Origin of the sequence: Pseudoalteromonas sp. S3776 (assembly GCF_005886915.1) — a bacterium.
Lineage (GTDB): Bacteria > Pseudomonadota > Gammaproteobacteria > Enterobacterales > Alteromonadaceae > Pseudoalteromonas.
The window spans coordinates 87,145-99,368 of record NZ_PNCU01000038.1 but is presented as its reverse complement, the minus strand read 5'-3'; the positions used below and the strand labels follow the sequence as shown (position 1 = coordinate 99,368).

The window sequence follows — 12,224 nt, the reverse complement described above, 5'->3', positions numbered from 1 at the left end:
AGCGGTATAAAAGTCGTCTTCTTTTACGTGACTGAAAACGTACTGAGTTTCTCTATATTTAATGGAATATATTATGGAAATTAATTATTTAAATTATTCACTTCAAGAGTTGCGTGAAGCTTGGATAGCAGTTGATGATTACACGTATCCGGAGCGTGCAATTGAAGTTTATAAGCTTTTAAAAAATTTGGAGATAAAAGCTTCAGAAAATTATCGTGATACATCATCTACTTGGGTTGTCTCTATGCTACGCAACTTCAACAAGCCTAAAATACTTGACCCAACCTTTAGCGATGTATTACTTGAAGAAAGTAGTGCTATGATGAAAGAGAAGCGAGTTATTAAACTTATAGCAGAGCGAGAAAATATTGATCACATATAAGTGATCAATATTTTAAGTTAAGAGCAACACTAGCCAAATTTAACGTGGAAAAAAATTTGGCTTTTTACTCGCATCATTTTTTACCAACACAAAAAAGCTATGTGGTTACTTACTCACCCAACGTGCTTTAAAACCGCGTGTATCAACATGTATAAATGCGCCTCTGTGCGGCTTAGGCCCATAAATACCTAATCCACCTAGTAAACCTTTAAATGATTCTCGCTTAGCAAGCGACTCCACTATACCAGCCATCGCTTGTGCATCGCCAATAGAGTGCTTACCGTCGTTGTTTATGTCATCCATACGGTAGTCGCCATCGTTATCAATAAATATATCGGCAGCGTCGCCAAATACATGGCGGCTAAGCTTTACGTTACCAATGGCTTTGTTGTAATAAGGGGTGCGGTAACCGCTCATTACCACCATATTTTTAACTGGTATGTTTTCTAAAATCAGCTCTTTGCGTATTTTTTCAAGTTTAAGTAACAACTTGTTTTGTAAAAATAAGTATTTAGGGTGTTTACTTCGTTGCTTACTCACAAATTCTTTAAGAGAAAAATGCGGTGATATTTTTGTATTTTCGTTCTCAGGTGTCACCTTTACAAAGCCATCGGGTACTATGTAATGCTCACTGTCTTTAATTTGCGAAGGTTTTGGGTAATGGCCAATATGGTAATATTTAAGCTTTCCACCTTGTACTTCACCTGCAGGCACTTTTACAAACACATTAATTGTCATGCGCTGCTTTTTGTCGGGGGATTCAATAATGACCTGTGTTAAACCTGGCTTTTTAGGTGCCCGCCACTGCCACCGATTTGTATCAGTTAAGGTGGCGTTGCTGTCCTCATTAATAAACGAATAGCTGCGTTTTGATTGTGCGTAAAGTACTTCAAATTCAACCGCTTCATTAGGCATCACAAAAACAGAAAACACCGAATAAGGCATTACTATGTCGTTAATTTTTAGGCTAAATTCTGCATCTTCAAAATTTGATTTATTTTGAATATTAACGCTTGGGTGCGCTTTTTTCACAGGCTCTGCAGCATAACCACCTAGGCTTACGCAAAGTGCTAGTACACACCCTAAAATACATGGAATAAACGGCATAAATCCCCTCATAATCTATTTTATTAATGCAGCAATAACTGATTGCTCTTCGTCATTAAGTAATGCTTTTGTGTCGTGCTGATAAATATCATCTCTAAAATTAATGAGCATGTCCTCATCAACCCAGGCCGTCCAATACACTAAATGAATAGGTAACGGCTCATCTAAATGAAACGTTTGCGTAGTGTCGTTTACCCTAGCTTCATCCATTTGTTTTAAGGTGTGAGTTTCACCTTGGTGCTTGATTATTTCACGCGCTAAAGAAAATGGCTTTTCGACTCGAATACAGCCATGCGATAACGCGCGCTGTGTTTGCCCAAAGCGTTGCTTTGCTGGGGTATCGTGAACATAAATGGCTTCAGGATTTGGAAACAAATACTTCACTTCGCCAAGTGGGTTTTCATCCCCTGCACGCTTAACTAAAAAATGATCAAACTGATAGGGTTTAATAGCCTGCCAATCGATATTACTGGGGTTTACTGTTTTAGAGTCTAGGTAGCTATTTTTTCTAACTTCAATGTCATTTTTAGCAAGGTAGTGAGGATCTTTTGCCACCTTTGGCGCTATTTCTTTGGTTGCAATAGAGGTAGGTATACGCCACTCGGGATTTACAACAAACTTTTCGATTTCGTCACTAAAGGCTGGTGTTTTCCAACTTGGTTTGCCGACGATGACGTTATTTTGTAGTTTTACCTCGCCCGCTTTTACATAACGTAATGTGTACTCAGGTATGTTTACATAAACATATTGTTCATCGCTTGAGCCGGCAAAGTTAGTAATACGATAAAAATTTAGCTTTAACTTATTTAGCTTCACCTTTGCAGGTACATTTAATTTAGCAACAGTGCGTTTGCCAACGCGCCCATCAACCTTTAAGCCATGGCGGCGCTGAAATTGCTTTACGGCCTGTTCAATTTGTTGATCAAAAGTACACTCCGCATCGGTACATGCATTATTTTTTAAATCACGCTCCTGGTATAAACGCTCTGCAAGCAAGTTTACCTCTTTACCTGTGCTGCCTAATTCAAGCAGTTCACTTATTTGCAGCGGAATAAAACCACCATTACTGACAATTTCTTTATACCAGTTGATTGCTTTTTCAGTACGTTCTATTAGCTGTGCTGCATTTTGATCAAAGTAGTAGTCTTGGTTGCTTTTAAGGTGCTGCTGCGAGCTATAGGTGATTAATGAAGAGCCTGCTAATGCAGTACTTTCAAGCTCTGAGGCGGCCAAAGCAGGTAAAGAGCTTATGCAAGCTCCCCCTATAAAAGCAGTGCTTAATGTGATGCTTTTTACCTTTTTAGACACCTGGTTTGAAAATAACCCCTTCATTGTGTACCTCCTCGCTAAATATCGTTGATAAATGCTTTTGTACTTACTGCTAATCAGTAACAAGAAGGTGCAACGCCAGTGCCAAACTTAAATATAACTTTAATTAATTGATATTAAATAAGTTTTAATAAATTCCATTTTTAATACAAGCAGGTTTAGTGTATCGCATTGTGTAATTAATTTGCTGTAGTGTGTAAAGTTGCCACAGCAATTAATCCTTTAAAAAGGCTAAAAAACCACGTTCATAGCGGCTTAAATATTTTGTTTTTCGTGGTAAAGATAATGACTCTCGCCACGCAGTTTGGGTTTGCTCATCCTCTCTACACAAGGCAATTAAATCAGGATGAACATACGATTTACGGGCGATAGCTGGCGTGTTACCTAGCTGTTCAGACACGCTCTCGAGCATACTTTTTAAACTAAGTGCGCCTTTTGCTTTTACAAGTTGCTTAAAGGCAATAACACTGGCTCGCCAGGTTCTAAAGTGCTTAGCGCTAAAGTCCTCGCCCATTATTTGTTGAATATACTGGTTAATTTCACTAGAGGTTACGTTTGTGCGCTCTCCATCGCTTATATATTGAAACAAATGCTGACCGGGTAAATCTTGAAGATCTTTAATTACATGACTAAGCACTCTGTCGGTTATGTTTACCTCGCGCTCTTTGCCCGATTTAGCCCGATACCGTAGCTGTATATTTTTACCCGTCAGCTTGGCATGGCGTGTACGCAATGTGGTGGCGCCAAAGCTTTTGTTCTGCTTTACATTTCGCTCATTCCCAACTCTCAAAGCGCCTAGGTCCATAAGTCTAACTACCGCAGCCAGGGTTCGCTCTACACTGAGCTCATCTCCTTGTAAATCGTTTTCTAAACGGGCACGTAAAAGAGGGAGCTTGTTGCCAAATATACCGCACGATTGATATTTTTTAGCCTCCTGCTGGGCTCTAAACTCAGGGTGATAACGATACTGCTTGCGACCTTTACTATCAAACCCGGTAGCTAAAATATGGCCATTTTCTTCAGGGCAAAACCAGACATTTTTATAAGCGGGCGGAAACGCTAACGCATTTAAACGATCAATCACTTTTTGCTCGTTAATTTGCTTGCCTATAGGGTCAAAGTACAGCCACGTTTTGTTTTTGCGCTTACGAGTTATACCGGGTAAATTATCATCTACGTAAATCAGTTTCATTTGCGCTCCAAGCAACTTTAACCATTTTTAACAAATGTATCACTGTAAAATAACCTTAAACTGAACAACGTAATTGATATATAATCAAAAATTCAATAATAATATAAAAAAGCTCGCGTTTAATTACCTGGTTCAGCATATAAACAGCACCTTGTGGCTCAGTTTAGCCATGCTTAAACCTGGTCAAAATACACGCAAATAATAATAACCTCCCGTTCAAAAATGTGCTGTTTAAAAGGAGCATACAATGGCATTTGATTATGGTTCTATTGATCTAGGATTAAAAAACCCCTTTAAACTAGAGGGTAAAGTAACTGCAGCAAGAGGTCTTGTTGAGTCAATTACAGGCATCAGTTTACTTGTTATAGCTGCAAGCTCGGTGAAAGAAGATACCACCGCAGGTTGGGTTTTAATGCTGTTTGGCATGTTCATTTTAGCACTGGGTATTCGCTCTTTATCAACGGGTATTTATGCTACCTTAAAATACTTTGTTGGTAGGAATCACCCCACTTCGCTTGCGTACAACTTTAGTAAGTCAGAAAGCTCTACAGCGCAGGAAGAAAAAAATGAGGTTGCCTATAATGCTCAATCGCTTGAAGAAATGCTGGTTGGTCGTAAAAACAGTACTTTTAAAGAACCAAATGGCTTTTTATCTCGTTTGTTACACAGCTTAATCCCCAAGCTATTATTTTTACCTTATCCTATACGCAATGTCGCCCAGCGGTTATTTGGCTCGTGGGTGAGTACGCTTGTTGCACTCGTTGCTTATGGGCTTGTTGCCTTTGTTTCGTTGTCGGGCTTTACTGGTGAAGCCGGCGAATTAGCCTTTCCGGTTTACAGTGCTATTTTGATGTTTTATGTGCTTTTTTCTTGGCGTTCGAGTAGCAAGCCGATTTCTCGCAATGCTGAAAGAAACATTGAAGCGCTGGGAGGCGGGACATTAGCTAAAATTATTTCGTTGTCGTTTATTTTGCCTATTGTTATTGGTCTGTCTATGTCGTGGTTGATGCAAGAGCAGCATATCAGCAAACAAGAAATAGACACATGGCTGACGCAGCTGCCAAACTTACATGCTGGCTTGTACCTGATTGCTATTATTATATTAGCAACGTTAAGCTGCACACTTGTATTTACAATGGTTAAAGCACGCTTAAATACTGTAACCCCTAGCGCAGAAGTATCAGAATTACGTGAAAACTGGCAAGAGTCTGTTCACCCTGATGAAGTATTTATAAACCTTGATAACCTTGTTATGGCAAATAGGCGCTACAAAGAAGTGCCAAATAGAGTTTACCGCGAGTTAGACCCAAAACTGCAAGAGCAAATTGAAGGCAAAGGCGGTTTTAGAGGCGAAATGATTCAAGAGGTACAACCTAAACTTCACACTGTGGAGCTTGGAAAAAACTTTACCCTCGCAAGATTAGTTTCACTCATAAGTGCTAATTTACTTTATATTGTGGCGTTAGCATTAACGGTATTGTTAGCCTATTCATTAATAGATATTTATTACTATATAGATAGCGCTAACATTAAAAATCTACAACAAGCGTTTAATAATCTAAATGTTACACAGTTTAGTAGCTTAGTAATGAGCAGTGTTCATATTTTAATAATAGCAGTGATTATTAAAGCTTTTGCGCGCTTACTGGCTAACTGCGCACACTTATTTTTTGCTGAAATGCAGTTTGAATCATTACTAGTTTACTTCAAATGCGAAGGCACATTTACTGAGTCAAAAATTTCAACAGGAACCGGTATTCACGATAGCACTCGCTCTGAAAACACCTTAGTGCGTAGCAGTATAACGCCTTGGGTCATTGTCTCTCGTGTTATTTCGAGCACATTTGCAGCTACTGGCATGAAAAACCTTGAGCACCCTCGCCATATTATGGAAATGCATAAAGACGAAGGTCAATTACAAGCGATTAAAAATGATGTGATAGCCTTTCTAAAAGACCGCGAATCAATCGCTTCAATTACCAGTGAACGCGATTTAGGTAATGCATCACAAATACATCAACTAAACCAACAGACCCGTGCAATCCCTACTCAGCAAGCTATAACGAAAGAGGATGAAGAGGCTGCAGGCTACTTAAGGCAAGAAGAAAACTCAACGCCAGAGCCCAAAACTTAACAATCGCTTTGTTATATTTGTAAACGCTAACTGGCCTCGCGGTTTGTAGCCTAACCAACAAGGTTACAAACCGCGCACCACCTACTAACTGTTTAACCCTTCTTGTAAACACCACCTTGTTAAAAATTGGGTGTGTATGTGCCACGCTGTTAACTTATTTTTAATTGTTCTTCACTTTATTGAATCATTTATACCTATTTGACTAATTAATTCTAAATTTACGCATAAACTCCTTGCTTTATGCGCTAAAAACCAAATAATGAAGCAATTATAATCTGGGTAAGAATGAGGAAAATGAGCTATATACTAACCACCCAATGTGACGATGATGTAGGCCTAATTGCCAAAATTACTGGGCTTTGCCACGTGCACAATTTAAATATTACACGTAATAACGAGTTTGTAGATAAAGACGCCAAACGTTTTTTTATGCGCACTGAGCTAACGGGCGAACCACAAAACGACTTTTTATCGCAATTACGCGCATTATTACCTGAGGGTGCACAACTTGCTCTGCATGATGATACAAAAACTAAAGTGGTGCTGCTTGCAACAAAAGAAGCGCATTGTTTAGGAACTGTACTACTCAAGCAATTTGAGCAAGCGTTAAATATTGAAGTATTGGCTGTAATCGCCAATTACCCAGATTTAGAACCACTAGCAAAAGGCTTTAATGTGCCTTTTCATGTTGTCTCACACGTAGGCCTAAGCCGTGCAGAGCATGATAAAAAAGTAGGTGATTTAATTGCCTCTTATAACCCAGACATTATTGGCTTGGCAAAATACATGCGCATACTAAGCCCAGAATTTGTGGGCCGGTTTGAGAACAAAATTATTAATATTCACCACTCATTTTTACCAGCCTTTATTGGCGCTAAACCGTATCATCAAGCATTTGAGCGCGGCGTAAAAATTATTGGTGCCACAGCCCACTTTGTAAATAATGAGCTAGATGAGGGCCCTATTATTTTACAAGACGTCACTAGCGTAACGCACGCTAACACCGCTGAAATAATGGCTAAAATGGGTAAAGACGTAGAAAAGACTGTATTTAGCAAAGCGCTTCAGCTTGCCTCTGAACACAAGCTATTTATTAACGGTAATAAAACCGTGGTATTTAGCTAAAATACTTTTGCACATATTAAAAAGCCAGCAACAGGGTCTGCCCTGCTGCTGGCTTTTTTATACCAAACAAATTATGGCGTGTAGTAAATAGGTGATTCAGGCCCAACAGGCAAACCTAACGCAAACACCCATACGTAAAATAAAATTACCCAGCCAATAAAAAACACAATGCTGTAAGGCAACATCGTCGCCACTAAAGTCCCTATTCCCATGTCTTTTTTATATTTAACCGCCACCGCTAAAATAAGTCCAAAGTAGCTCATCATTGGGGTAATTAAGTTAGTTACAGAGTCACCAATACGATAAGCCGCTTGAATAGTTTCTGGCGCGTAACCAATAAGCATAAGCATAGGCACAAAAATAGGTGCTGTAATCGCCCACTGCGCCGATGATGAGCCTAAACTCAAGTTCACCAATGCACACATTAATATAAACAATACAAATACTTCTGGACCAGTTAGGTTTAAGGCCTGTAACAGGGCTGCGCCGTTAATTGCCAAAATAGTGCCTAAATTAGTCCATTTAAAAAAGGCCACAAACTGTGCGGCAAAGAACACTAATACAATGTATAAACCCATTGAGCTCATGCTTTTACTCATTGCGTTAATAATGTCTTTATCGTTTTTCATACTGCCAACAACACGCCCGTAAACAAAGCCTGGCACACTAAATGTGACAAATATTATGGCAACTATGCCTTTTAAAAATGGTGAGCCTGCTACCTGGCCTGTTTCTGGATGGCGTAAAATGCCATCGGCGGGAATAATCGTCCAAGCAAATAGAGATAGCACTACTAATAGCGCAACGCCCGCCCACTTTAAACCGGTTTTTTCAAGCGCGGTAAGTGTATCAATATTGTTTTGTGATAAGTCGATGCTGGCTTCATCTGGGTTATATTTACCTAAACGTGGCTCGACTATTTTTTCGGTAACCAGTGTACCAAGGGCGGCTATAAGTAATACCGATATCATCATAAAATACCAGTTAGCCTCAGCCCCAACCTCGTAATTTGGGTCAATCATTTGTGCGGCAGGTGTTGTGATACCCGCTAATAGTGGGTCTATTGTACCGAGTAGTAAATTAGCGCTATAACCACCAGACACACCAGCAAATGCAGCCGCTAAGCCAGCTAAAGGGTGGCGCCCTAAACTATGAAATATCATCGCTGCAAGCGGTATTAAAACCACATAACCAAGCTCTGAAGCCGTGTTAGACATAATGGCTGCAAACACCACCATAAAGGTAACTAAGCGCTTTGACGCGCCCATAACCATGCCTCGCATCGCAGCAGAGAGTAAACCTGAGTGCTCAGCAACACTTACCCCAAGTAGTGCCACTAGTACGGTGCCTAAGGGCGCAAAACCAGTAAAGTTAGTAACCAGGCCAGCCATAATACGCTGTAGCCCCTCAGCACTGAGTAAACTAACGACCTCAATCACGCCACCAGGTGCACGCCCTGCTGCGCCAATAGGCCTTGGGTCTACGGCGCTTAATCCGAACCAATCTGCTATACCACTTATCAACACAATTGAAACTGCAAATATCGCAAATAAAGTAATGGGATGCGGAAGCATATTTCCTAAAAACTCAACGGTTGCTAAGAAGCGATTAAATAAGCCGTTATTGTCTTTAGGTTGATTATTAGGTGAGTGTGTGGAGTCTGTCATACTTAGCTCTATAAATTACAAAATTGCGCTAACCTAGCATTGTTTGCAAAAGAGATCATGTATAAAAGGTAAATGACGTGTAGATTTTAAGTGTAAAATTAAGTTGTGTAGAGACGAGCAGGCTTTTTAATTAAACGTTTTACAAGCTAAGGGCGATTTAATAGCTGAAAATAAAACGCCCTCACTTTTATATTATATTTATGCTTGCTCTATTGGCTCTAACTGTAGTTTAGCGGCAATTAAAACAGCCTGTGTACGGTTATAGACCCCAAGCTTTCTAAAAATAGCAGTAATGTGTGCTTTTACGGTTGCCTCTGAAATATGCAATTCGTAAGCTATTTGTTTGTTTAGTAACCCTTCATGCAGGTATTGCAATACACGGTATTGCTGCGGCGTGAGCGAGGCGACTTGTGCGGCAATTTCTCTGTCCTCTCCTTCTATTTCAGCTACTTTATTTTTTAATTCGTTTGGTAGCCACGTATCGCCTTCAAGTATTTGGTTAATAGCATTGGCAATATCATCTGAAGACGATGACTTAGGAATAAAACCCATTGCACCATAACCCATTACCTTAGAGACTATGTTGATGTCTTCACTCCCTGAGACAACCGCTATGGGTAAACTTGGGTAGTCTTCGCGAATGCGGATCAGGCCATATAAATCACCATTGCCTGGCATGTGTAAATCTAGCAGTAATATATCAAGATCTTCTTGTTCGCTGAGTACTTGCAATGTGCTGTCAAAATCTGATGATTCAAATACCTCTAAATCGTCAAACTTAGCACTTAATGCTCCCTTTAGTGCCTCACGAAATAACGGATGATCATCCGCTATTAAAAACTGACTCATGGTTCGCTCCTAATAAATTCGGCCGCCAATAAGGTATAACATACTTACTGACAGCCGATATACTACGTTTAGAATCAACTTGTAATCAAGTTTTTAACGCGCATTTAACGATTTAATCGGTTTTCTATGAGCTCATCTACCACGGTTGGGTCTGCAAGGGTTGATGTATCCCCTAGCTGTTGGTGCTCATTTGCGGCTATTTTACGTAAAATTCGACGCATAATCTTACCTGAACGCGTTTTCGGTAAACCTGGCGACCATTGAATCATATCAGGGGAGGCAATCGGGCTTAGTTCTTTACGTACCCAATTACGCACTTGCGTTGTGAGCTCATCACTGACAGTAATGCCTTCGTTTGGCGTAATGTAAACATAAATACCTTGGCCTTTAATATCATGCGGGTAACCTACTACTGCAGCCTCTGCTACTGCTTCGTGGGCTACCAGCGCGCTTTCTATTTCAGCGGTGCCTAAGCGATGCCCTGATACATTAAGCACATCGTCTACTCGCCCTGTGATCCAGTAATAGCCATCTTCATCACGACGACAGCCGTCACCTGTAAAGTAAACACCAGGGTAAGCACTAAAATAGGTTTGTTCAAAGCGTTCGTGGTCGCCATAAACAGTACGCGCTTGTGATGGCCAGCTATCTAATATAACTAAATTACCGTCAACCGCACCTTCAAGCGTATTACCCTCTGCATCAAATAACGCGGGTGCAATACCAAAAAACGGATGGGTTGCTGAGCCAGGTTTTGTTTGGGTTGCACCCGGCAATGGGGTGATCATAATGCCGCCTGTTTCAGTTTGCCACCACGTATCTACAATTGGGCAACTAGCGTTACCAATATTTTCGTAATACCAGGCCCATGCTTCTGGGTTGATAGGTTCACCCACCGAGCCTAAAATACGTAAGCTTTCACGCTTTGAAGACGCGGTTGGCTCATCACCTTTGGCCATTAACGCACGGATAGCGGTTGGTGCAGTGTATAAAATGGTGACGCCGTGCTTATCAATCACCTCACCCATACGCCCTGCTGTTGGATAGGTAGGCACGCCTTCAAATACCACTTGCGTACAGCCATTGACCAATGGCCCATAAGCAATATAGCTGTGCCCTGTGATCCAACCCACATCGGCGCTACACCAATATACGTCATCCTCTTGTAAATCAAACACGTACTCGTGGGTTATTGATGAGTAAACTAAGTAACCACCTGTAGTATGCACAACCCCTTTTGGTTGACCGGTAGAGCCCGACGTGTACAAAATAAAGAGTGGGTCTTCTGCATTCATTGGCTCTGGTTCACATTGCGCCGGTTGGTCAGCAACGAGATCGTGCCACCAAATATCGTTCTCGTTCCAATCAACTTCGCCACCGGTTAACTGGTGTACAACAACGTGTTCAATTGTTGTAACAGATTCTTGGGCTACCGCCTCATCTACATTGGCTTTTAATGGTACACAATTGCCCGCTCTGCGCCCTTCATCAGATGTGATGACCACTTTAGCGCCTGAGTCTTTAATACGGTCAGCAATAGCTGAAGGAGAAAAACCACCAAATACAACCGAGTGTATGGCGCCAATACGCGCACAGGCCTGCATGGCGTAAATTGCCTGCGGTGTCATTGGCATGTAAATAGCTACTCGATCACCTTTTTGTACGCCTAGTTTTTTTAAACCATTTGCAAAGCGCGCCACTTCATCATGTAATTGTTGGTAGGTAATGTTTTCACTTTGGTTTGGGTTGTCCCCCTCCCAAATAAGCGCCACTTTATCAGCTTTGGTTTTTAAATGGCGATCAATACAATTGTAAGAAGCATTTAAAACGCCGTCTTCATACCATTTAATATCTATATGGCCTTTATCAAATGAGGTGTTTTTAACTTTGGTATAAGGAGTAAACCAGTCTAAGCGCTGGCCATGTTCACGCCAAAACCCTTGTGGGTCATCAATCGACTGTTTGTAGAGTATTTTATATTTATCGTTATCAACTAACGTCGTTTTTTCAATGTGTGCAGGAACAGGATAGATACTTTGTGACATCTCAGTCTCCATTTTAATAACTTGCCATGAATTAAGGATTACTCAGCAGTACTTTATTAAGTATTAGACCTTAGTTGTACAACCCTTCTAATTGCCGTTTTGTGGTTTATAATCACGCGGCTCATGACTTTTTTACATAGAAATACAATATGTTAAATATAAGTAAGTGGTCACTAAATTACTCTTAAACCTTCGTCTTATAGACCAATAGGTAATTGAGTAAATTTTGCACATATTTAAAAGTGGTTTCGAGCATTAAAATAATGTGACCATGCTACTCAAACCTTTATTAACGGATGAATTCATAGCGTGAAGCAAAATAAGTAAAAGTTTTATTCGTAAGTAATACCAGTAGCAAGTAATACATTTGAACGTATAAAAAGCAACAAACAAC

At 40.4% G+C, this 12,224-nt stretch carries 9 protein-coding genes; 3 read left to right on the top strand and 6 right to left on the bottom strand.

What is annotated here, in order from left to right:
• Positions 1–73: 73 nt before the first annotated feature.
• Positions 74–382 (top strand): hypothetical protein, encoded by a 309-nt coding sequence (locus CWC16_RS14680; RefSeq protein WP_138542056.1) that lies wholly within the window; start codon positions 74–76, stop codon positions 380–382.
• Between the two features lie 105 nt (positions 383–487).
• Here CWC16_RS14680 and CWC16_RS14675 read toward each other — a convergent pair whose 3' ends face one another.
• From CWC16_RS14675 to CWC16_RS14665, 3 genes are all read right to left on the bottom strand, one after another.
• Positions 488–1,489, bottom strand: a complete 1,002-nt coding sequence (locus CWC16_RS14675; protein WP_138542055.1) for a D-Ala-D-Ala carboxypeptidase family metallohydrolase — start codon at positions 1,487–1,489, stop codon at positions 488–490.
• A 15-nt stretch (positions 1,490–1,504) separates the two neighbouring features.
• Positions 1,505–2,821 (bottom strand): L,D-transpeptidase family protein, encoded by a 1,317-nt coding sequence (locus CWC16_RS14670; RefSeq protein ID WP_138542054.1) that lies wholly within the window; start codon positions 2,819–2,821, stop codon positions 1,505–1,507.
• Between the two features lie 211 nt (positions 2,822–3,032).
• Positions 3,033–4,010: a DNA topoisomerase IB gene (locus CWC16_RS14665; protein WP_138542053.1), complete on the bottom strand. Its 978-nt coding sequence runs from the start codon at positions 4,008–4,010 to the stop codon at positions 3,033–3,035.
• A gap of 247 nt (positions 4,011–4,257) precedes the next feature.
• Between CWC16_RS14665 and CWC16_RS14660 the strand changes: the two genes are divergently transcribed.
• Together CWC16_RS14660 and purU are read left to right on the top strand one after the other, a co-directional pair.
• Positions 4,258–6,144 carry a hypothetical protein gene (locus CWC16_RS14660; protein ID WP_138542052.1) on the top strand — a complete coding sequence of 629 codons (1,887 nt, stop codon included), beginning with the start codon at positions 4,258–4,260 and terminating at the stop codon, positions 6,142–6,144.
• A 294-nt stretch (positions 6,145–6,438) separates the two neighbouring features.
• Positions 6,439–7,269 carry a formyltetrahydrofolate deformylase gene (gene purU / locus CWC16_RS14655; protein WP_138542051.1) on the top strand — a complete coding sequence of 277 codons (831 nt, stop codon included), beginning with the start codon at positions 6,439–6,441 and terminating at the stop codon, positions 7,267–7,269.
• Positions 7,270–7,340: 71 nt separating this feature from the next.
• Here the strand turns inward: purU and CWC16_RS14650 are convergent, their stop codons facing one another.
• From CWC16_RS14650 to acs, 3 genes are all read right to left on the bottom strand, one after another.
• The gene (locus CWC16_RS14650) at positions 7,341–8,936 is read right to left on the bottom strand and encodes an AbgT family transporter (protein ID WP_138542050.1); all 1,596 of its coding nucleotides are present in this window, start codon (positions 8,934–8,936) and stop codon (positions 7,341–7,343) included.
• Between the two features lie 198 nt (positions 8,937–9,134).
• Entirely contained in the window at positions 9,135–9,785 is a 651-nt protein-coding gene (locus CWC16_RS14645) for a response regulator transcription factor (RefSeq protein ID WP_055015393.1), read from the bottom strand.
• Between the two features lie 104 nt (positions 9,786–9,889).
• Positions 9,890–11,830: an acetate--CoA ligase gene (acs, locus tag CWC16_RS14640; protein ID WP_138542049.1), complete on the bottom strand. Its 1,941-nt coding sequence runs from the start codon at positions 11,828–11,830 to the stop codon at positions 9,890–9,892.
• Positions 11,831–12,224 lie beyond the last annotated feature (394 nt).

Coding starts and splice junctions, on each gene's coding strand:
- CWC16_RS14680 (WP_138542056.1), top strand. CDS start 74: ATGGAAATTAATTATTTAAATTATTCACTTCAAGAGTTGCGTGAAGCT.
- CWC16_RS14675 (WP_138542055.1), bottom strand. CDS start 1,489: ATGCCGTTTATTCCATGTATTTTAGGGTGTGTACTAGCACTTTGCGTA.
- CWC16_RS14670 (WP_138542054.1), bottom strand. CDS start 2,821: ATGAAGGGGTTATTTTCAAACCAGGTGTCTAAAAAGGTAAAAAGCATC.
- CWC16_RS14665 (WP_138542053.1), bottom strand. CDS start 4,010: ATGAAACTGATTTACGTAGATGATAATTTACCCGGTATAACTCGTAAG.
- CWC16_RS14660 (WP_138542052.1), top strand. CDS start 4,258: ATGGCATTTGATTATGGTTCTATTGATCTAGGATTAAAAAACCCCTTT.
- purU (WP_138542051.1), top strand. CDS start 6,439: ATGAGCTATATACTAACCACCCAATGTGACGATGATGTAGGCCTAATT.
- CWC16_RS14650 (WP_138542050.1), bottom strand. CDS start 8,936: ATGACAGACTCCACACACTCACCTAATAATCAACCTAAAGACAATAAC.
- CWC16_RS14645 (WP_055015393.1), bottom strand. CDS start 9,785: ATGAGTCAGTTTTTAATAGCGGATGATCATCCGTTATTTCGTGAGGCA.
- acs (WP_138542049.1), bottom strand. CDS start 11,830: ATGTCACAAAGTATCTATCCTGTTCCTGCACACATTGAAAAAACGACG.